This window comes from Pseudomonas sp. 14P5.3.2, assembly GCF_057799175.1.
The window spans coordinates 151,927-172,184 of record NZ_JBYOKU010000011.1; the positions used below are offsets into that span (position 1 = coordinate 151,927).

Here is a 20,258-nt window from a genome sequence, read left to right on the forward strand (position 1 = left end):
GCACCGCTTTCGCGAGCAAGCCCGCTCCTACAGGATCGTATTTCAGCGGGGCATATAGCCCAGTTGCCAACGCCGCGGAATGCTCAGTGACAGCACGCCCAGCACAGCAGCCAGCAAGCCGCTGGCGAACAATGCCCGAAGCCCGAAATGCTGTTCCAGCACCGCGCCGAGAATCGCGCCGATGAACATCCCGCTCCATGGCACCAGTTGCACCCGCCAGCCGTTACGGCGTTCGCCGAGCATCCAGCGCCCCAGTCCACGGCCGAACCGCGACAACGCTCCGGTCACGTAGGTCAGGCCGACCGGCAGACCGTTCACTTCCTCGACCGCCGCGTTGAGCATGCCCATCGCGATGATCGCCGCGAGCAGCGCCGGCAGTTGCGTGTCATACGGCCAGGCAGCCGCCAGACAGAGCAAGGTGGCGATGCACAGCAACAAGGGCAATGTGCGCCGACCACCGAGGCGCCCGATCACGATCCCCAAGGCATTACCGATCACGAAGGTGACGACGAGGATGATCAGGCGCAGCGTCAGTCCGAGGTCGCCGTCACTGATCGCCACCGCCAGCCGCGTGGTGTTGCCGCTCATGAACGAAACGAAATCGCCGCTGGCCATGAAGCCGATCGCGTCGGTCATGCCCGCCAGCACCGACAGACTGGCCACCAGTGCCAGACCGATACGGCCACGCCACTTCTGCCGGTGCAGATGTCCGGACGTGGCGCGGTGAGTCGAGGTCGAAGGCAGCATCGGCGGCGATATCCTTGAGCGGCGGTTACGGTTCTAACCCATACAGGTCGCAATAATCCGGCCAGCTCATGTGCGCCATTTCCGCCACCTCGCGGTGCACCTCCATGCGCTGGGCCTGATAGTCCTCGGGCGTTGCTGCCGTCAGGAGCAAGGTCAGTTCCCAGGCGAACAGGCCTTGATACTCCGCCTCGGCCTCGAAGGCTTCGTGCAGGCGTTCTTCACGATATTGCGCCGGGGTTTCGCCCTTGGCCTGGGCCAGCAGCGGATTGAGATGATCGAGGGTTTCGCGCAGGTCGGGGCGCGCGTCGAGAAACAGTTTCAGGGCTTGTTCATGTCGCTGGTCGGTGGGCGCCATGTGTGTTCCTTGTGAGGCTGATGACCCTAGGGTGCCGGAGCGGCCGATGCGTGTCGCGCTATAAATGCAGTAAAGCAGAACGATTTTGCCTGTTGCGGTGATACAGTCCGCTTTTTTCTGAATGAGCGAATGCAATGCGAATTCTGATGGTAGCGCTGGCCGCGACCGTGCTGGCTGGCTGCGCGGGTTCGGTGATGGATGATTCTCGCACCAAAGCCCCTTACAAGGTTCTGACCTCGGACAAGCCCGAGCAAGTCGTGGCCCAGTGCGTGCAATTCGCCTGGCAGGACGAAGCGGTGTTTGGCGTGGATGCGGGGGCCTATCTGCAACCGGGCAAGAAGGGTGGTTCGACGGTGTATACGCGTTCGGCGGAGTCGTTTGTCGACGTGACCAGCGATGCGTCGGGGACCGTGCTCAATTATTACGTGCAGAAGGATGATTTTGTCGCCAAGCGCCGGTTGGCGGGGTTGGCGACCTGTCTTTGATCTTGCGTTGAGGCGGCTGCCGCCATCGCGAGCACGCTCGCTTCTACAGGATTGGTGACAAATACAAATCCAGTGTAGGAGTGAGCCTGCTCGCGATGGGGCCAGTGCATTCACCCGGTCAAACGCTTCTGGAAATAATGCCGACTATGCCCCGGCGGGTAGTCGACGATCTCGCCAAACTGGCTGAATCCCAGCTTCTTGTAAAACTCCGGCGCCTGAAAATCGAAGGTGTCCAGCCAGATGCCCAGGCAGTTCTTCTCTCGGGCCAGATTTTCCGCCATGGCCATCAGTTCCGAGCCGATGCGTTGTCCGCGGCCCTGTTCCGGGACGCACAGCAACTCAATGTACATCCAGGTAAAAATCACCCGGCCATACAAACCGCCGAGAATCGCGTCGTGTTCATCGCGCACCAGCAGGGCGAAGGGTTCTGACACGGAACCACCGGTCTGGGCGTCGTTATACGCAATCAAAGGCTCGAGAATGGCCTTGCGTTGTTCTTCCGTGGGGTTCTGCGACAGCTCGATTCGTAACGTCATGCGCAACTTCCTTGTGAGGTGAATCCGCAGCCTATCCTGCCGGGGGGCGTCCTCCAAGTCCTTCCTCAAGCCTTTGGAACCGTCGCTGAGACGTCGGGGTCTAGGTTTTACAGCGTCATTTCCGAACGCGACTGATGAGGATCACCCCATGAATATTTTCGAAGCCCTTCGCGAAAGCCATGACCGCCAGCGCAGCTACGCCAAAGCCCTGGTCGAAACCAGCGGTGATACTCCGGAGCGGGTTGAGGCCTACAAACAGCTCAAGGCTGAACTGCAGGCCCATGAAACCGCCGAAGAACGCCACTTCTACATCCCGCTGATGGAATTCGACAACGGTGTCGACCTCAGTCGCCATGCCATCTCCGAGCACCATGAAATGGACGAGATGATGGAAGAGCTGGACGAGACCGAGATGTCCAGTCCGGCGTGGCTGGCGACCGCCAAGAAACTCTCGGACAAGGTTCATCACCATCTCAAGGAAGAGGAACAGAAGTTCTTCCAGATGGCTGGCAAGTTGCTTGACGACAAGCAAAAAGAACAGCTTGCCGGGCAGTACGAAAAGGAATACCAGGCACAACTGGAGTGAGTGGTGAATGCAGGTTTTTGCTGTGTCGGCGTGTAGGCCTTTAGCCATGCGTCAGGTGGGTGTTGTCGCAATTGACTGGATGTCCATCCAGTATTTTCGGTGTTTTCAATGCGGGCGATCGATTGCCTGCGACAAAACCGCCGATGGACAAAAAAACCACCTCCGTTAGCTTGAAGGCCTCTCCTCGGACAGGAGAGTTCTTAAATCAACGGAGTGAAAAACATGAATCAACCACAAGCTCAAACCCAACTGCGACACGGTCGCGTCACCTCTCCAGCCAGCCGCGGTGCGGTAGCCATCGAGCAAGGATTGCTCGGTGCCTGGCAGGTCAACGAAATGGAAGGCGGCAAGAACTTCCCGGCGCTCGTGGCAGGGCCTTTTCCTGCTCCCTATGGCAGCGACAGTGACAGCGTCACACCGCCCGCCGATGGTTACATTCTCAGCGGCGGCAAGACCGATGCCCGTGACTGCGTAAACTTCACCGACGAGGAAATGAGCAAGAAGCTCAACCGTCCGTTCAACTGGCCGCTGCTCAGCGTTACCCCGGGCCAGACACTGGAAGTGAAGTGGGAATACACCGCGCCGCACACCACCCGTGGCTATCGCTGGATGATCACCAAGGATGGCTGGGATCCGAAACAGCGGATTTCCCGTGCACAGCTCGAGGCGCAGCCTTTCGCCGAAGACTTCTACACTCAAGTGCCGTATTACAGCTATCCGGGGGAATTGAAGGCCAAGGTCAATCATTCGGTGAAATTGCCGGCCAATAAAAAGGGTCGTCACGTCATCGTGTTGATGTGGATCGTCGCCAACACCGGCAACGCGTTCTATCAGGCGTTCGACGTCGACTTCAAATAACGGCGTTACGCTCAACCCACAGGTTCTGAAGGATTAGAACATGTCAAATATCGACTTCACGCTAGTGCAAAACCAGGCGGCCGACGCGGCCTCGCTGATGCCGAGCATCGCCGGCAAAAAAATACTCATGGGCTTCTGGCACAACTGGCCAGCGGGTCCGAGTGACGGCTATCGCCAGGGCCGATTCGCCGAGATCGCTCTGGAAGCCGTGCCCAAGGAGTACAACGTGATCGCGGTGGCGTTCATGAAGGGCAGCGGAATTCCGACTTTCAAGCCGTACAACGTCTCCGATGCCGAGTTCCGGCGTCAGGTCGGCGTACTCAACAGCCAGGGGCGGGCGGTGCTGCTGTCCCTGGGGGGCGCCGATGCACACATCGAGTTGCGCAGCGGGCAGGAACAACCGCTGGCCAATGAAATCATCCGTCTGGTGGAAACCTACGGCTTCGATGGGTTAGACATCGATCTTGAACAGAGCGCGATTGATTTCGCTGCCAACAAGACCGTGCTGCCAGCCGCGCTGAAACTGGTCAAGGATCACTACGCAGGCCAGGGCAAGCACTTCATCATCAGCATGGCCCCGGAGTTTCCGTACCTGACCACCAACGGCAAATACGTTGGTTACCTGCAGGCACTCGAAGGCTATTACGACTTCATCGCCCCGCAGTTCTACAACCAGGGCGGCGACGGAGTCTGGGTGCCGGAAGCCAATAACGGCAATGGCGCGTGGATCGCGCAGAACAACGATGCGCTGAAAGAGGACTTCCTCTATTACCTGACCGAAAGTCTGGTGACCGGGACCCGCGGTTTCACCAAAATCCCGGCGGACAAATTCGTCATCGGCCTGCCGGCCAACGTCGATGCGGCCGCCACCGGTTATGTGATCGACAGCACCGCAGTGGGCAATGCGCTCAAGCGTCTGGCGATCAAAGGGCTGCCGATCAAAGGGCTGATGACCTGGTCGGTGAACTGGGATAACGGTGTCAGCAAGGATCGCGTGCCGTACAACTGGGAGTTCAGCCGGCGTTATGGGCCGCTGATTCACGGCGTCCGCACAGCAGAGCAGGAAACGGATGAAGCGTTATCGCACCTCGCCCGTTAATCGCAAATAAAGAAGCCCGGTAGCGCTGCCGGGCTTTTTTTGTGGGCGCGATTAATCGACTATGGGCGTTTTCCGATGGCACAAGGATCTGGCGTCATGATCAAGACAGCCGAGCGGGTCAACATTGTCGACACCGAGGTGTTGTCCCACGACTGGTACCTGTTGCAGAAAATCACCTTTGACTATCTGCGCAATAACGGCGACTGGCAGCGGCAGACGCGCGAGGTTTACGACCGTGGCAATGGTGCCGCGATCCTGTTGTTCAACCGCGCACAGCGTACCGTGGTGCTGACCCGCCAATTCCGTTTGCCGGTGTTCGTCAACGGCCACGACGGCTTGTTGATCGAAGTGGCAGCGGGGCTGCTGGAAGGTGCCGCGCCGGAACAGCGAATTCGCGATGAGGCCGAAGAGGAAACCGGCTACCGTGTGCATGACGTGAAGAAGGTATTCGAGGCTTACATGAGCCCTGGCTCGGTGACCGAAAAGCTGCACTTCTTTATTGCCGAGTACGACGCGAAGTCGAAGGTCAGCGAGGGTGGCGGACTGGAAGAGGAAACCGAAGAGCTGGAAGTGCTGGAGTGGGGTTTCGACGAAGCACTGGCGGCGTTCCAGCGCGGCGAAATCTGCGACGCCAAGACCATCATGCTGCTGCAGTATGCGGCGATGAATAATCTGTTCAACACCTGATTCAGCGCCAATCCATTGTGGCGAGGGAGCTTGCTCCCGCTGGGCTGCGCAGCGGTCCCAGGTTTTTGCCAGGGCTGCGCACCGGAGCGGGAGCAAGCTCCCTCGCCACACAATGGCATTTACAGGTTAAAACAGGTCGCCTGTTCTACCGACATCAGACCAGTCACCTCCCTCCAGCGTCAGCAATCTTTCCTTGGCCTCAAGCCCACCCGCAAACCCGATCAACTTCCCCGACGCGCCAATCACCCGATGACACGGGGCCACGATCGAAATCGGATTGCGCCCATTCGCCGCTCCCACCGCGCGCACGGCGCTCGGGTTACCGATCTGCTCGGCGATCTGGCTGTAGGTGCGGGTTTCGCCAAATGGAATCGTCAGCAGCGCCGCCCAGACCTTTTTCTGAAAATCGGTGCCGACAAAATCCAGTTCCAGGTCGAAGCGATCACGCGTGCCGGCAAAATATTCCTCAAGCTGCTGCGCGGTTCGCTGCAGCAGCGGATTGTCCGGCGCTTCGCTCATCGGACCGAGGCGCACCCGGCCCGGTTTGTCGTTTTCCCAGAGGATGGCCGCCAGTCGAGAGCCGTTCGCAACCAGCTTCAATTCGCCGACCGGTGAGGGCAGGGTGATGAACGTGTAGGGCATGGGCAAAACTCCGGATCGGCGCGGCAACGGCGCCCAGCATACTGCCTGAACGGGGAGGCGCAAATCGCAATAGCGACCATACTGCTTGTTGCCTTTAAAGCGTTCCCCCCTGTTCTGCACACCATCCAATAACAAAAAAGAGATCGACTCATGAAGTACGAACCTTTGGCCAAAACGCTGATTGCGACTTCACTGGCACTGAGCTGCCTCATGGCCCACGCCGCCTCCGTGGCACCGGTTGCCGCCGAGAACGGCATGGTGGTCACCGCCCAGCACCTGGCCTCCCATGTCGGCGTCGATGTGTTGAAAAACGGCGGTAACGCGGTGGATGCGGCGGTTGCTGTGGGCTATGCGCTGGCGGTGGTATATCCCGCGGCAGGCAATCTTGGCGGTGGCGGTTTCATGACCATTCAACTGGCGGACGGGCGCAAGACCTTCCTCGACTTCCGCGAAAAAGCCCCGCTGGCGGCGACGGCCAACATGTACCTGGACAAGGACGGCAACGTCGTTCCCGACCTGAGCACCCGTGGTCACCTCGCCGTGGCGGTGCCCGGCACCGTATCGGGCATGGAGCTGGCGCTGAGCAAGTACGGCACTAAACCGCGCAAGGAAATGATCGCCCCGGCAATCAAACTGGCTGAAGACGGTTTCGAGCTGGAGCAGGGCGACGTTGATCTGCTGGACTACGCCACCGATGTGTTCAAAAAGGACATGCGTGATTCCGGGTCGATCTTCCTCCACAACGGCGAGCCGATGCAGGTCGGGCAGAAACTGGTGCAGAAGGATCTGGCGAAAACCCTGCGCACCATTTCCGAAAAAGGTGCTGACGGCTTCTATAAGGGCTGGGTGGCCGACGCCATCGTCACGTCCAGTCAGGCCAACAAGGGCATCATCACCCAGGCCGACCTTGACAAGTACAAGACCCGCGAGCTGGCGCCGGTTGAATGCGATTACCGTGGTTACCATGTGGTCTCGGCGCCACCGCCAAGCTCCGGCGGCGTGGTGATCTGCGAGATCATGAACATTCTTGAAGGCTATCCGATGAAGGATCTGGGCTTCCATTCGGCCCAGGGCATGCACTACCAGATCGAAGCGATGCGTCACGCCTATGTCGATCGCAACAGCTATCTGGGTGACCCGGATTTTGTGAAGAATCCGATCGAGCATCTGCTGGACAAGAACTACGCGACCAAGCTGCGCAACGCGATCCAGCCGCAGAAGGCCGGGATCTCCGCCGAACTGAAACCCGGCGTCGCGCCGCATGAAGGCAACAACACCACGCACTATTCGATCGTCGACAAGTGGGGCAACGCGGTGTCGGTGACTTACACCCTCAACGACTGGTTCGGCGCCGGGGTGATGGCGAGCAAGACCGGGGTGATCCTCAACGACGAAATGGATGACTTCACCTCCAAGGTCGGCGTGCCGAACATGTACGGTCTGGTGCAGGGCGAGGCCAACGCCATCGCCCCGGGCAAAACCCCGCTGTCGTCGATGAGCCCGACCATCGTCACCAAGGACGGTAAAGTGGTGATGGTGGTCGGTACGCCGGGTGGCAGCCGCATCATCACCGCGACCTTGCTGACCATGCTCAATGTCATCGACTACGGCATGGGCCTGCAGGAAGCGGTCGACGCGCCGCGCTTCCACCAGCAATGGATGCCCGAGCAGACCAACCTCGAAGACTACGCCGCCAGTCCCGACACGAAGAAAATCCTCGAAAGCTGGGGCCACAAATTTGCCGGCCCGCAGGATGCCAACCACATCGCCGCGATCCTGGTCGGTGCGCCGTCTCTGGGCGGTAAACCGGTGGGTAACAACCGTTTCTACGGGGCCAACGATCCACGGCGTAATACCGGGTTGTCACTGGGTTACTGAGTGGCGTAAAAAGGGGGCGGATTCAGGTCCGCCCCTGTTTCGAGGATCGATCAAGGAAGACCCATCATGCCTACTGCATTGCTGATCATCGACGTCCAACAGGCTCTCTGCTCGGGCCAATACCAGTGCTTCGACATCCACCGCGTGATCGATACCATCAACCAGCTCAGCACCCGCGCGCGCAAGGCCGGCGTGCCGGTGGTGCTGATTCAGCATGAAGAAACGGGCAGCCCGCTGGCCCACGGTGCCGAAGGCTGGCAACTGGCCGAAGGCCTGCTGACTGAAGCAAAAGATCTACGCGTACGCAAAACCACCCCGGATTCGTTCTACCAGACCGACCTGGGCAAACTGCTGCCCAGCGAAGACTTCGAGCGCCTGATCATCTGCGGCCTGCAAACCGACTACTGCGTCAACGCCACCGTGCGCAAGGCGCATGAACTGGGCTACGACGTGGTGCTTGCCGCGGACGCCCATTCCACCCTAGACAACGGCAACATGAGCGCCGAAGACATCATCGCCGAACACAACAAGGACTTGGCGCACCTGACCGGTGCCACGGCCCGGGTCGATGTAAAACCTGCAGCCGAGATCATTCTCTAAACCAGCGAATACCCCTGTGGGAGCGGGCTTGCTCGCGAAAGCGGTGGGCCTGTGACGCATGTGTGGGCTGATCCGACGCCTTCGCGAGCAAGCCCGCTCCCACATTGATTGATGGTGTTCACGGATTCCATGTCCAGCACAAATCCCCTGTGGCGACCAAGCTTGCTCGCGCCGGGCTGCGCAGCAGCCCTAACACCTCAAGTCGCAAACAAAACCCCACGAATCTCCCCAGCCCTCGGTGCCACGACGCCCTCCAGCACCATCCGCGTAATCGTCTCCGCCGCCGTCTGATAATCCTCATCCTGCGGCACGGCGCGCCCGGTGATGCAGCCCATTTGCCAGCCAATGTTGGTGTAGGTGCGGGTCGCCGACCAGATGAACAGCATCAGGTGTTCCGGGTCCACCGGGGCCAGGAGGCCGCGTTCGATCCAGCTGCGCAGGCAGTCGACGTTGCGCCGGGCTTCGGCGTGCAGCAGGTCGCGGCACTCGTCTGGCAGTTGGCGACCGCCGAGTAGCAGTTCGCCGCTGAAGACCTTGGCGATGGCCGGATGTTCGCGAGCGATGCGGATGCGCGCGGCGACGTAGGCGCGCAGGCCGATCATCGGATCGTCGCTTTCGCGCAGCGCTGCCGAGGCTTCCAGCAGTGGTTCGACAAACCCCAACAGGACCTTGGAATAGAGGTTTTCCTTGGTCTGGAAGTAGTAATACAGGTTGGCCTTGGGCACGCCGGCACGGGCGGCGATGTCGCGGGTCTGGGTGGCGTCGAAGCCGTTGGCGGCGAACTCTTCACTGGCGGCGGCGAGGATCAATTGCTCGTTGCGTACGCGAATGGCGCTCATGGGAACACGGTGTGAATGAATGGCATGGGCGGATACTGGCAAATTCGGTTTCGCAATATACAAAACTATATAGCGATGAGGCCAGCTAACTCGTTCGAGAGCGCTATGCTGGTTCGATAATCAAAAAACGGGGGACGGAGCATGGCGATCAAGGCACTGCGCGCTACGGCGGCTGATTTGGAGGCGGTGGCACAACTGTTCGACGCCTATCGCGGTTTCTATCAGCAACCCTCGAACCTGGCGCAATCGCGCGCCTTCATCGCCGAACGCATGGCCGGCAACGAGTCGGCAATTTTCCTCGCGCAGGATGAAAACGCCGAAGCGCTGGGGTTCGTGCAGCTGTATCCGACGTTTTCCTCGATAGATGCCCATCGCACCTGGTTGCTCAGCGATTTGTTCACCGCGCCCGCTGCTCGTGGCCGTGGAGTGGGCAGATTGCTGATGAACACGGCGCGGGACTTTGCGCTGCAGACTGGCGCCAAGGGGCTGGTGCTGGAAACCGCCACCGACAACTTCACTGCACAGGGTTTGTATGAATCGCTAGGTTATGTACGCGATACCGGTTACTACACCTACGTGCTCGATTTGCGGCAGGGTTGAGCGGGGTTTTTTGTGTAAATTTTCCGATTCAGCCTTTCCTCACGCGACCGCTCTCTCTAGAATCCGCCCCGCCTCCGCAATGGAGGCTCATTGCTATCATTTGGCTCGGTTCATATAGGGAAGACAACATGCAATTCGGGAAAATCGTGGCGCTGGGCCTGGTGCTCACGCTCGGTGGTTGTGCCAGTTTCACCAAAGACGAAGTCGCGCCGGTCAAGCTGCCATCGATGGCCAGCTACGCGAATAAACCGAACGTGTATGTGGACTTCGACTTCTATCAGGGCGAGCCGAAAAGCACTTCGGCCGTAGAAGTGCCGCAAGCGCGAGATCAGCTCAAACCAGAGCTGCAAAAAATTCTGACCGATTCGGGTCTGTTCGGTCGTGTCACCCTGGACGAGTTCCAGAAGCAGCCGGGTGACTACAGCCTGCGTCTGAAAATGTACAACCATCCGCCGAATGCTGGTTCGATGGTGCTGGCCTTCATCAGTGGTTTCAGTCTGATGGTGATCCCGGCGTACGGCACCGATCAGTACACCATGAGCCTCGAAGCCGTCGACGGCACAGGCCAGGCCCTGACCACCGCGAGCAACCATGATGCGGTCGGTACCTGGATCGGTATCTGGTTCATTCCGCTGATGGGCAACACTCCGAAGGCGGCGGTCAACGACACTTTCGCCCGTCAGGTCAACGCGCTGCTCAAGCAGATGATCGACAACAATACCCTGAAATACTCGGCGCTCGAGACCCGCACTCCGCGGGCCTGATGCCAAAAAAAGAGCCGCAATCGCGGCTCTTTTTTTGCCCTTACTTCAGGGCCTGGATGAACTGCGGATCGCTGTACAGTTCCTTCAGCAGATCACGCAGCATCGGGTTATAGGCGTTGACCGCATTCGGAATCGCGATGAAACCGAAGAAGCTGCTGCTCCACTGGCTGCTGACATTCTTGGTCGCGTCGTAGACCACATTCTGGCCATTGAGCAGGGTGAAGCGTGCCGCGAGTTGGCCTTCGCCCGTGCCCATGCCGGCCGACAGATTGTTCTTCACCACCAGCACTTTCAGCTGACGCTGAGCTTGCGGATCAAGCAGGCCGGCCTTGCGCAGTTCTTCAGTGATCGCGTCCTGGATGTGCGCCGGGATGCTGCCGGACGGCGAGCGCACCGGATTGGCTCGAACTGACAGCGAACCTTCGCCGGACTCGGCAGTCACCTGCGGATTGCTGACAGCATGCAGGGGCGGAGTCTGCTTGAGCTTTTGAACGTTTTCGAAGCTCGGCTCGTAGCGGGTCATGGTCATGCCACAACCTTGCAGCAGCACTGCCAGCATCGGTATCAACAACAGAGACTTTTTCACGGCGTTTCCTTGCGTGAGGAATAAGGGGAGCGAATTATGGGCAGAGTGCCATCATTGGGCAATCGACTTTGTCCGTGAGGTGCTCAGGGCTTCAACAGATTTTCGATCTGCGCCAGTTCCCAGGTACTGAGCAGATTCACCGGGTCGGTGCCGTAACGGCTATTGAAATGCCATTCGCGGCCATCCGGGCAGCGGCAATGTTCACAGTGATGCAAGCGCCCACCCTCAACATCCAGCAATAGGCGCCAGCCTTCGATATCGACCGCAACCAGTCCGGCAGCACCGGACGCCTCTAATCGGTTGAACATCAGCACACCCAGCGCAGCCTCGCGCAAGCGCTGGCAAACGTCGCGGGCGGTCAGCAATGCAGTCATGGTCATACTCGGTGGAGGCATAAGCGCGTCAGGATAAATCGCACGGCTACACGTGTCAGCGATCACTGGCCCGATCCCGGACAATTCCGTAACATCCGCAACCCTCTTTTACTCCCGCGAACACCCTCGGCCACGCTCTCAGGTCGTTTAGTCAGGTAAGCCATGAAACCACAACGTCTGCGCGCCGATGTCCTGGCCGGACTCACCACCTCGTTTGCCCTGTTGCCCGAATGCATTGCGTTTGCGCTGGTGGCCCACCTCAATCCGCTGATGGGCCTGTACGGCGCCTTCATTATTTGCACGCTGACCGCATTGTTTGGCGGGCGGCCGGGGATGGTCTCCGGGGCGGCAGGCTCGATGGCGGTGGTGATCGTCGCGCTGGTGGTGCAGCACGGCGTGCAATACCTGCTGGCGACGGTGTTGCTCGGCGGTCTGATCATGATGGGGTTTGGGCTGCTGCGGCTGGGCAAACTGGTGCGCATGGTGCCGCACGCGGTGATGCTCGGCTTCGTCAACGGCCTGGCGATCATCATCGCGCTGGCGCAACTGGAGCATTTCAAGAGCGGCGAACACTGGCTCAGCGGCACGCCGCTGTACCTGATGACCGGGCTGGTGCTGTTGACCATGGCCATCGTCTACATTCTGCCGCGCCTGACCCGCGCGGTGCCGCCGGCACTGGTGGCGCTCCTCGGCGTGGGCCTGCTGGTCTACCTGTTCGGCCTGCCAACGCGCACCCTCGGCGACATGGCGCACATCGCCGGCGGTCTGCCGAGCTTCGCGCTGCCGGACATCCCGTGGAACCTGGAGACCCTGCGCATCATCGCCCCATACGCGATTCTGATGGCGTTGGTAGGGCTGCTGGAAACCCTGTTGACCCTGAACCTCACCGACGAAATCACCGAAACCCGTGGTTACCCGGATCGCGAATGCGTCGCCCTGGGTGCGGCGAACGTGGTCTCCGGCGCGTTCGGTGGCATGGGTGGTTGCGCGATGATCGGCCAGACCGTGATCAACCTCAGCTCCGGCGGGCGCGGGCGTTTGTCCGGTGTGGTAGCGGGTGTGTTGATTCTGTTGTTTATCCTGTTTCTGTCGCCGCTGATCGAGCGCATTCCGCTGGCGGCGCTGGTGGGGGTGATGTTCGTGGTCTCGCAGCAAACCTTCGCCTGGGCGTCGTTGCGGGTATTGAACAAAGTGCCGCTTAACGATGTGCTGGTGATCATCGCCGTGACCACCATCACCGTGTTCACCGATCTGGCCACTGCCGTGCTCTGCGGGATCATCATCGCCGCGCTGAACTTCGCGTGGCAGCAGGCCCGTGAGTTGTACGCCGATGAGCATCTGGAAGCCGACGGCAGCAAACTCTACCGCCTGCACGGCACGCTGTTTTTCGCCTCGACCACGCCGTTCCTCAACCAGTTCGACCCGGCCAATGACCCGGAGCGGGTGACCCTGGATTGCCGGCATTTGAGCTTTGTCGATTACTCGGCGATTGCCGCGTTGAAGACCTTGCGTGAGCGTTACGCCAAGGCCGGGAAGGAATTGCAGGTGTTTCATCTGTCCGAGCGCTGCAAGAAGCTGTTGAAACGCGCCGGCGTCGAACAGCACTGATCAACTGTGGGAGCGGGCTTGCTCGCGAAGGCAGCGTGTCATTCACCACACAAGTTGACTGACCCAGCGCTTTCGCGAGCAAGCCCGCTCCCACAGATGAGATTCCAAACATAGCTACCCGGCGAACTTCTTCGCCCCGGCCACACACAGAATCACCCCCAACGTCACCGCCAGCATCCCCACACTCACCTGTTCATGCAGCAACGTCGCCGCCAGTGCCAGACCGAAAAACGGCTGCAGCAATTGCAATTGGCCGACCGCTGCGATCCCGCCCTGGGCCAGTCCGCGATACCAGAATACAAAGCCGATCAGCATGCTGAACAGCGCCACATAGGCCAGGCACATCCAGGCCGACAGGCTGATGTGGCTGAACGAGGCGGGCGCCAGGTACAGGCTGAGCAACGCCATCACCGGCAGTGACAACACCAGCGCCCAGCAGATCACCTGCCAGCCGCCGAGGACTCGCGACAGTTTCGCGCCTTCGGCGTAACCCAGGCCACAGGCCAGAATCGCGGCGAGCATCAGCAGGTCGCCGGTGGGCGAGGCGGTCAGCCCCTGTGACAGAGCAAAGCCGACGACCAACGCGCTGCCCAGAATCGAAAAAAACCAGAACACCGGTCGCGGGCGCTCGCCGCCGCGCAGCACGGCAAAAATCGCCGTCGCCAGTGGCAGCAATCCTACAAACACAATCGAATGCGCCGACGTCACGTGTTGCAGCGCCAATGCTGTCAGCAGTGGAAAACCCAGCACCACACCCAACGCCACAACCAACAACGACCACCACTGATCGCGTGCCGGACGCCGTTCGCGAAACAGCCACAGCAGAACCACCGCCAGCACCCCGGCAATGGCCGCGCGCGCCACGGTGAGAAACACCGGATCGAATTCCAGCACCGCCAGACGCGTGGCCGGGAGTGATCCGCTGAAGATCACCACGCCGATAAAGCCATTGATCCAGCCGCTGGTTTTTTCCAGGGCCGGGTTAACCGGGTTCGAAGTCCGTTCCATAGAAGGTCGCGCTCAAAGGGTGGGGTTGCTTTCGAGCCATCCTGGAGCCGAGAATCAGCACAATCAAATAATTGTCATGGATACATCCGACATGTCGCGCTCGCGCTACAAGACCCTCGTTGACGCCTATGCCGCTGACATTCGCGCGGGGCGTCTGGCGCCCGGAACGCGACTGCCCACCCACCGGGAACTGGCGGCCAACGAAGGCCTGGCACTGGTTACTGCGTCGCGGGTGTACGCCGAGCTTGAGGCGATGGGGCTGGTCAGCGGCGAAACCGGGCGCGGGACGTTTGTGCGCGAAACCTCGTTGTCGCCGGGGCAGGGCATCGACCAGAAAGACGTGGCGGTCGGCATGATCGATCTCAATTTCAACTATCCATCGCTGCCCGGTCAGGCCGATCTGTTGCGCACGACGTTACGCCAACTGGCCCTGTCCGGTGATCTGGAAGCCTTGCTGCGTTACCAGCCCCACGCCGGGCGCCCGCATGAGCGCGCCTCGATTGCGCGGCATTTGCAGGATCGCGGGGTGCAGGTCGATGCCGGGCAAGTGCTGATCGTCAACGGTGCCCAGCAAGGGTTGGCGGTGACGCTGATGGCGTTGCTCAAACCCGGTAATGTGATTGCAGCGGATGCGTTGACCTATTCCGGCTTCAAGGTGTTGGCCGAAGCGCTGCATCTGGAAGTGGTGGCGATCCCGCCCGGTGATCACGGGCCGGACTTGGCGGCACTGGAAAAGCTATGTCGAAGCCGCTCGGTGCGGGCCGTGTACAGCATGCCGACGCTGCACAATCCATTGGGTTGGGTGACGCCGATCGAGCAGCGCGAGCAATTGGTCGCGCTCGCCCGACGGCATGATCTGACGCTCATCGAGGACGCGGCCTACGCCTTTCTGGTGGAAAACCCACCGCGTACCCTGGTCGACCTGGCACCGGAGCGCACGGTGTACGTCTCGGGACTTTCGAAGAACATTGCCACTGGGCTGCGTGTCGGTTTCATTGCTGCGCCGCTGCAGACGGTGCCAGCGCTGGAACGGATCATTCGCGCCACCACCTGGAACACCCCCGGCGTGATGACCGCGATGGCTTGCGGCTGGCTCGACGACGGCACTGTCACCCTGCTCGAACAACAAAAACGCGACGACGCCAAGGCCCGGCAAACCCTGGCCGCCGAGTTGCTGCAAGGGCTGACCTGCATCGGCCATCCATCCTCCTATTTCCTGTGGCTGCCACTGCCGGAAGACGTACGCGCCGATCAGATTGTGGTGGAGTTGATGCACCAGCAGATTTCGGTGACCACCGCCGAGCCGTTCGCCGTATCGGCGCATGTGCCGCATGCGATTCGGCTGGCGTTGGGTTCGGTGCCGATGGATGTCCTGCGTCAGGCATTGATCACCGTCAGAAAGGTCATCGGCGCTTACCTGTAAAAAGCACCTGCTGTGAAAAAAACCTGTGGCGAGGGAGCTTGCTGCCGCTGGCCTGCATGGCAGGCCCATACCGGGGTCGCTACGCAACCCAGCGGGAGCAAGCTCCCTCGCCACAAAGTGATAGCCTTGCCTCATTTGCATCACACCGTTCTGGAACGCCCGATGAAAAACACCGCTGCATTGCTTCTTGTCTTGACCGCCACCGCCGCTTTGTTCAGCTCGACCACCCGCGCCGCAGGCGATCCGGCAGCCGGCGAAAAGATCTTCCCGCGCCTGTGCGGCGGCTGCCACCAGGTCGGCCCGGATGCGCGCCCGGGGTTCGGCCCGCAACTCAACGGCATCATCGGTCGACCCGCCGGGACCTCGGCCAATTACGTATATTCCGACGCGATGAAAAATTCCGGCAAGACTTGGGATCGCGAAACGCTGACTGCGTATCTGAAAGATCCAAAGGGCGTGGTGCCGGGCACGCGGATGATTTTCTGGGGTCTGAGTGACGAGGAGAAGATCGATAATTTGCTCGCGTATCTGCAGCAATTCTCCAACTAAATGTTTTGCTCGGCCTGCGCGGAAAACCATTGCATGACCACCGTGCACGCCGCATGCGAAGCCGCTGCCGGTTGCAGGCAAAACGCGTAAATCCCGCCGGTTTTCAGCGGTGGTCCGAACGGCACCACCAACACCCCGCGCTCGATGGACTCTGCCGCGAGCGTCATGTCCGTCACCGCAACGCCCAAGCCTCGCGCCGCCGCATCCAGTGCCAGCTCATCGAGGTTGAACGGAATGTGCCGGTAACTTTCCAGCGGCTTGCCGCCATTGGCCGCCAGCCATTCGATCCACGCCTGCCGATCGGCAGAGCGATGCAGCAACGCAAAGCGCTGCAACTCCGCGACTGATCGAGGCGCCTGCGGCAGGCTCGGCGCACACACGGGCACCAGCGTTTCCTCAAACAGCGTCAGGCAGTCTGCGTCACTGGTTGGCTGCGGCAGATAAACAATGTAGGCGTCGCTGTCACTGGCCGGTTCCACCACCTCGGTGGCAACGGTTTCTATCGCCAGCGAGACCTCGGGGTGGCTGAGGTAGAAGTCGCTGAGTTTGGGTAGCAGCCAGCGCACCGCCAATGACACATGCATACGAATGCGGAACGGGCGTTGCTGCGGGACGAGGCGTTCTTCGAGGGTTTTCAATTGGTCGAGAATGCTGACGGCGCTGGCCAGTACCTGTTCGCCTTCGGGGGTCAGGCGCAGGCTGCGACTGGTTCTGATGAACAGCGCAACGTTGAAATGGTTTTCCAGTTGCTGGATCTGCCGGCTCACCGCGCTTTGGGTCAGGCACAGCTGTTGCGCGGCCTGGGTGAAGCTGGCGCAACGGGCGACTTCAACCAGCGTCTGCATGGCCTGCAGGGACGGTACGTGGCGGATTTTATCCATGCGTTTTCAGAATGGCTCGATGATTTTATAACGTTGGTTGGGCCAGCCAAGACCTTATAGATTTTAGCTCTGGCGGCGAACTTTACGTTTTCTCCATGCGATTCACGCATGAGCGAAGGTCAAAGGCAAGCCGTGCAACGACAGTCGAATGAGGTCAGCAATGGAAAACGTATGTGGCTGGATCGCGCAGGCCGGCAGCTCGCCGCAGCGCGGTCGCCTGAGCGGTACGCAACAAGCCGACTGGCTGGTGATCGGCGGGGGCATTACCGGCCTCAGCGCCGCGCACAACCTGGCACAAATGCACCCACAGGCGCGCATCGTGGTGGTTGACCGCCAGCGTGCGGCGCAGGGCGCTTCGGCGCGCAACTCGGGGTTTGTCGTGGCCCACGAGCATCCGGCCGACAGTGAATTGATCGGCGCGCCAGGCTTTGCCGGGTTCGAAATCGACACGGCAATTTCCCGTGCCGCCAGCGATGCGGTGCGCCAGACCATCGCGCAACATGCCATCGACTGCGACTTTCGCGACAATGGTTATTTCTTCGCCGTCAGCGACGCCGCCAAGCTCAGCCATGTCGACGCCAAACTGGCGACCTTACGCGCCCTCGGTGCCCGCGCAGAATTTCTCCAGGGCGATGCGCTGGCGCAGAAACTCGGCACCCGGCATTACGCGGCGGGGATCTGGTGCGGCAACGGCAATGCGCTGTTGCAACCGGCCAAATACGTGAAGGGCCTGTTCAATGCGCTGCCGGAAAATGTCAGCGTTTACGAACACACCGACATCATCAGTCTGGTGCGCACGAGCCACGGCCGGCTGCGAGCCAGCGCGGTGAGTGGCAGCGTCGAGGCCAAACGGGTGCTGGTGTGTCTGAACGCATTCATTCCCCGGGTCGGCATTCATGACAGTGCGACCTTCCCGATGGAACTCAGCGCCAGTCTCACCCGGCCGCTCAGCGATGAGGAATTTCAGGCCATCGGCGCCGTCGAGCCTTGGGGCGTGCTGTCGACCCGGCCGCTGGGCGCCACGGTGCGCCTGACCCCGGACCGCCGGGTGATGATCCGCAACACCGCCGAATACCGCACGCGCGATTTGTCTGAAAGCGAATTGGTGCTGCGCCGCGAGCATCATGTACGTGGCCTGCAACGACGCTTTCCGTTCCTCGGCGCGCAAGACATCCAGTACACCTGGACCGGCCACTTGAGCGCGACCCGCAGCGGTCAGGCGTTTTTTCAGAAGGTGGAAGAGGGCGTGTTTGCCGTCGCCGGTTGCAACGGTTCCGGGGTGGCGCGCGGCACGCTGTGGGGACGCTTGCTGGCGGAACTGGCGTGCGGCGTCGACTCACCGTTGCTGCAATCGGTGATGCAACGGGCCGACCCCGGCTGGCTGCCGCCGCGACCTTTTTTCGACATCGGTGCCATGCTTCGCATGCGCGTGGAGGCACTCAGGGCCAGAACAGAAATCTGAAGTTTCGCCTACCGCACAACAACAAAAGCCACTCAACACAGGTGACAGACCATGCGCATCAACCCACTTTCCCTGGCAGTCCTGCTCGCGGCCAGCACGGCCGCTTGTGCCGACGAAACCGTCAACATTTCCAACTGGAACAGCTACATCGCCCCGGACACTCTGGCCAATTTCACCCAGGCCACCGGAATCAAAACCACCTACGACATTCACGACAGCAACGAAGTGCTGGAATCGAAGTTGATGACCGGCAACACCGGTTATGACGTGGTCAGCCCGTCGAACCACTTTCTGTCGCGACTGATCAAGGCCGGCGCGATTCAGAAACTCGACCGGTCGCAGCTGCCGAACTGGAAGAACCTCGACCCGGTACTGCTGCAAAAACTTGAAGTCAACGATCCCGGCAATCAGTACGGCTATCCCTACATGTGGGGCACGGCCGGTATCGGTTACAACGTCGAGAAGATCAAGGCGATTTTCGGCAACACCGATGTCACGCAGTCATGGGACTTTTTCTTCAAGGAAGAAAACATCAAGAAGCTGAGCCAGTGCGGCGTGGCGTTCATCGACAACCCGACCCAGGTGCTGCCGATCACGCTCAACTACCTGCACTTGCCAGCGCACAGTCATGAACCGGCGGATTACAAACAAGCCGAACAGGCGCTGCTGAAGATTCGTCCGTACATTCAGTACTTCCACGCCTCGAAGTACATCAGCGACCTGGCCAACGGCAACGTCTGCGCGGTGATCGGCTTCAATGGTGACATCGTCCAGGCCGCGGCCAGCGCGAAGGACGCCAGGAATGGCATCAACATCGCCTACTCGATCCCGAAAGAAGGCACGACGCTGTGGTTCGACATGGTGGTCATGCCCAAAAGCGCGCCGCACGAAAAAAACGGTTACGCCTACATGAACTACCTGCTTGACCCCAAAGTGGTGGCCAACATCAGCAACAGCATTCATTACGCCAATCCCAATGCGGCGGCTGATCAGTACCTCAACGCGGACGTGAAGCAGGATCCGGCCATCTACCCGCCCAAAGACGTGATGCAGCGGTTGTTCACCGTGGAAGAGCTGCCGGCGGCGATTGCGCGGTTGTCGACGCGGCTGTGGACGAAATTGAAAACCAATACCTGATGGCAACCACCCTGTGCAGGGGCGATGGCGCCAGCGCCTGCACGGAGTATGTGTCAGACACACTTCATGAAACTTGTCGGGGTTGATACTAAAAAGCCACTGCCTCCGGTAGAGTGTGCGCCGCCCGAGAGATGGATCCCGGGCTAACACCCATGGAGTTTGCAGTGAAATATCTGAGCAAAGTAGTCGCCGCCGCACTGTTCGGTGTGGTTCTGGCAGGTTGCACCGGCACCCCGATGAACACCAAGCAATATGACAGCAGTCAATACACCGTGATTGGCCACAGTGAAGCTACCGCCACCGGTCTGATGCTGTTCGGCGTAATCCCGATCCAACAGAACAACCGCTTCGTGCGCGCGCAGACTGCGGCCATCAAAGCCAAGGGCGGCGATGCCATGATCAATACCCAAGTTCAGGAAAACTGGTTCTGGGCATGGGTTCTGAGCGGCTACACCACCAAGATTTCCGGTGATGTGATCAAGCTGAAAACCGCGCAGTAAACCGCGGTTGAACGCAAAAGCCCGGCTGATCAGGCCGGGCTTTTTTATGGGCTG

Annotated in this window: 23 protein-coding genes and 1 pseudogene; 15 read left to right on the top strand and 9 right to left on the bottom strand. The window is 60.2% G+C overall.

Going from position 1 to position 20,258, the window contains the following annotated elements:
* Window positions 1-42 precede the first annotated feature (42 nt).
* Together AC27VU_RS11930 and AC27VU_RS11935 are read right to left on the bottom strand one after the other, a co-directional pair.
* Complete coding sequence (locus AC27VU_RS11930) at window positions 43-747, bottom strand: YoaK family protein (RefSeq protein ID WP_003223866.1); 705 nt, start codon at window positions 745-747, stop codon at window positions 43-45.
* Window positions 748-772: 25 nt separating this feature from the next.
* Window positions 773-1,102 carry a DUF6388 family protein gene (locus tag AC27VU_RS11935; RefSeq protein WP_262141728.1) on the bottom strand — a complete coding sequence of 110 codons (330 nt, stop codon included), beginning with the start codon at window positions 1,100-1,102 and terminating at the stop codon, window positions 773-775.
* A gap of 134 nt (window positions 1,103-1,236) precedes the next feature.
* Between AC27VU_RS11935 and AC27VU_RS11940 the strand changes: the two genes are divergently transcribed.
* Window positions 1,237-1,587 (top strand): hypothetical protein, encoded by a 351-nt coding sequence (locus AC27VU_RS11940; RefSeq protein WP_103486093.1) that lies wholly within the window; start codon window positions 1,237-1,239, stop codon window positions 1,585-1,587.
* Window positions 1,588-1,697: 110 nt separating this feature from the next.
* Here the strand turns inward: AC27VU_RS11940 and AC27VU_RS11945 are convergent, their stop codons facing one another.
* A complete protein-coding gene (locus AC27VU_RS11945) occupies window positions 1,698-2,123 on the bottom strand; it encodes a GNAT family N-acetyltransferase (protein ID WP_338801441.1) in 426 nt (141 codons plus the stop codon).
* Between the two features lie 148 nt (window positions 2,124-2,271).
* Here AC27VU_RS11945 and AC27VU_RS11950 point away from each other — a divergent pair, with 148 nt between their 5' ends.
* The 4 genes and pseudogenes from AC27VU_RS11950 (at window position 2,272) to AC27VU_RS11965 (ending at window position 5,353) form a co-directional block, all read left to right on the top strand.
* Window positions 2,272-2,709 (top strand): hemerythrin domain-containing protein, encoded by a 438-nt coding sequence (locus tag AC27VU_RS11950; RefSeq protein WP_003223870.1) that lies wholly within the window; start codon window positions 2,272-2,274, stop codon window positions 2,707-2,709.
* A gap of 222 nt (window positions 2,710-2,931) precedes the next feature.
* On the top strand, window positions 2,932-3,567 hold the full coding sequence (locus tag AC27VU_RS11955; protein ID WP_003223871.1) for a lytic polysaccharide monooxygenase auxiliary activity family 9 protein: 636 nt from the start codon (window positions 2,932-2,934) through the stop codon (window positions 3,565-3,567).
* Window positions 3,568-3,607: 40 nt separating this feature from the next.
* Window positions 3,608-4,630, top strand: a pseudogene (locus AC27VU_RS11960) (chitinase); the annotation flags it as partial.
* A gap of 132 nt (window positions 4,631-4,762) precedes the next feature.
* Window positions 4,763-5,353, top strand: coding sequence for an NUDIX domain-containing protein (locus AC27VU_RS11965; RefSeq protein WP_103521197.1), 591 nt, complete (start codon window positions 4,763-4,765; stop codon window positions 5,351-5,353).
* 126 nt (window positions 5,354-5,479) lie between these two features.
* On the opposite strand, the gene AC27VU_RS11970 is transcribed toward AC27VU_RS11965, so the two are convergent.
* Window positions 5,480-5,995, bottom strand: a complete 516-nt coding sequence (locus tag AC27VU_RS11970) for a methylated-DNA--[protein]-cysteine S-methyltransferase (RefSeq protein WP_488724126.1) — start codon at window positions 5,993-5,995, stop codon at window positions 5,480-5,482.
* Between the two features lie 150 nt (window positions 5,996-6,145).
* Between AC27VU_RS11970 and ggt the strand changes: the two genes are divergently transcribed.
* Together ggt and AC27VU_RS11980 are read left to right on the top strand one after the other, a co-directional pair.
* Entirely contained in the window at window positions 6,146-7,873 is a 1,728-nt protein-coding gene (ggt, locus tag AC27VU_RS11975; protein WP_201138119.1) for a gamma-glutamyltransferase, read from the top strand.
* A 66-nt stretch (window positions 7,874-7,939) separates the two neighbouring features.
* Entirely contained in the window at window positions 7,940-8,473 is a 534-nt protein-coding gene (locus AC27VU_RS11980; RefSeq protein ID WP_488724127.1) for a cysteine hydrolase family protein, read from the top strand.
* A 197-nt stretch (window positions 8,474-8,670) separates the two neighbouring features.
* On the opposite strand, the gene AC27VU_RS11985 is transcribed toward AC27VU_RS11980, so the two are convergent.
* Window positions 8,671-9,312: a TetR/AcrR family transcriptional regulator gene (locus AC27VU_RS11985; protein WP_045122389.1), complete on the bottom strand. Its 642-nt coding sequence runs from the start codon at window positions 9,310-9,312 to the stop codon at window positions 8,671-8,673.
* A 141-nt stretch (window positions 9,313-9,453) separates the two neighbouring features.
* Between AC27VU_RS11985 and AC27VU_RS11990 the strand changes: the two genes are divergently transcribed.
* Both AC27VU_RS11990 and AC27VU_RS11995 read left to right on the top strand, forming a co-directional pair.
* On the top strand, window positions 9,454-9,912 hold the full coding sequence (locus AC27VU_RS11990; RefSeq protein ID WP_488724128.1) for a GNAT family N-acetyltransferase: 459 nt from the start codon (window positions 9,454-9,456) through the stop codon (window positions 9,910-9,912).
* 128 nt (window positions 9,913-10,040) lie between these two features.
* Window positions 10,041-10,676, top strand: a complete 636-nt coding sequence (locus AC27VU_RS11995) for a hypothetical protein (RefSeq protein WP_003223880.1) — start codon at window positions 10,041-10,043, stop codon at window positions 10,674-10,676.
* 40 nt (window positions 10,677-10,716) lie between these two features.
* Here the strand turns inward: AC27VU_RS11995 and AC27VU_RS12000 are convergent, their stop codons facing one another.
* Both AC27VU_RS12000 and AC27VU_RS12005 read right to left on the bottom strand, forming a co-directional pair.
* Window positions 10,717-11,262 carry a hypothetical protein gene (locus AC27VU_RS12000; RefSeq protein ID WP_488724129.1) on the bottom strand — a complete coding sequence of 182 codons (546 nt, stop codon included), beginning with the start codon at window positions 11,260-11,262 and terminating at the stop codon, window positions 10,717-10,719.
* A gap of 83 nt (window positions 11,263-11,345) precedes the next feature.
* On the bottom strand, window positions 11,346-11,636 hold the full coding sequence (locus AC27VU_RS12005) for a DUF7693 family protein (protein ID WP_003223884.1): 291 nt from the start codon (window positions 11,634-11,636) through the stop codon (window positions 11,346-11,348).
* Between the two features lie 162 nt (window positions 11,637-11,798).
* Here AC27VU_RS12005 and AC27VU_RS12010 point away from each other — a divergent pair, with 162 nt between their 5' ends.
* A complete protein-coding gene (locus AC27VU_RS12010) occupies window positions 11,799-13,244 on the top strand; it encodes a SulP family inorganic anion transporter (protein WP_488724130.1) in 1,446 nt (481 codons plus the stop codon).
* Between the two features lie 114 nt (window positions 13,245-13,358).
* On the opposite strand, the gene AC27VU_RS12015 is transcribed toward AC27VU_RS12010, so the two are convergent.
* Window positions 13,359-14,252, bottom strand: coding sequence for a DMT family transporter (locus AC27VU_RS12015; RefSeq protein WP_488724131.1), 894 nt, complete (start codon window positions 14,250-14,252; stop codon window positions 13,359-13,361).
* 91 nt (window positions 14,253-14,343) lie between these two features.
* On the opposite strand from AC27VU_RS12015, the gene AC27VU_RS12020 reads away from it, so the two are divergent.
* Together AC27VU_RS12020 and AC27VU_RS12025 are read left to right on the top strand one after the other, a co-directional pair.
* Complete coding sequence (locus AC27VU_RS12020) at window positions 14,344-15,675, top strand: aminotransferase-like domain-containing protein (RefSeq protein ID WP_488724132.1); 1,332 nt, start codon at window positions 14,344-14,346, stop codon at window positions 15,673-15,675.
* A 162-nt stretch (window positions 15,676-15,837) separates the two neighbouring features.
* Entirely contained in the window at window positions 15,838-16,224 is a 387-nt protein-coding gene (locus AC27VU_RS12025) for a c-type cytochrome (protein ID WP_488724133.1), read from the top strand.
* On the opposite strand, the gene AC27VU_RS12030 is transcribed toward AC27VU_RS12025, so the two are convergent.
* Window positions 16,221-17,105: a LysR substrate-binding domain-containing protein gene (locus AC27VU_RS12030; protein WP_488724134.1), complete on the bottom strand. Its 885-nt coding sequence runs from the start codon at window positions 17,103-17,105 to the stop codon at window positions 16,221-16,223. The two genes, AC27VU_RS12025 and AC27VU_RS12030, sit on opposite strands and share 4 nt — an antisense overlap.
* A gap of 160 nt (window positions 17,106-17,265) precedes the next feature.
* On the opposite strand from AC27VU_RS12030, the gene AC27VU_RS12035 reads away from it, so the two are divergent.
* The 3 genes from AC27VU_RS12035 (at window position 17,266) to AC27VU_RS12045 (ending at window position 20,204) form a co-directional block, all read left to right on the top strand.
* Complete coding sequence (locus AC27VU_RS12035) at window positions 17,266-18,567, top strand: NAD(P)/FAD-dependent oxidoreductase (protein ID WP_488724135.1); 1,302 nt, start codon at window positions 17,266-17,268, stop codon at window positions 18,565-18,567.
* A gap of 51 nt (window positions 18,568-18,618) precedes the next feature.
* Window positions 18,619-19,704 carry a polyamine ABC transporter substrate-binding protein gene (locus AC27VU_RS12040; RefSeq protein ID WP_488724136.1) on the top strand — a complete coding sequence of 362 codons (1,086 nt, stop codon included), beginning with the start codon at window positions 18,619-18,621 and terminating at the stop codon, window positions 19,702-19,704.
* A 164-nt stretch (window positions 19,705-19,868) separates the two neighbouring features.
* Complete coding sequence (locus AC27VU_RS12045) at window positions 19,869-20,204, top strand: hypothetical protein (protein WP_103486103.1); 336 nt, start codon at window positions 19,869-19,871, stop codon at window positions 20,202-20,204.
* Window positions 20,205-20,258 lie beyond the last annotated feature (54 nt).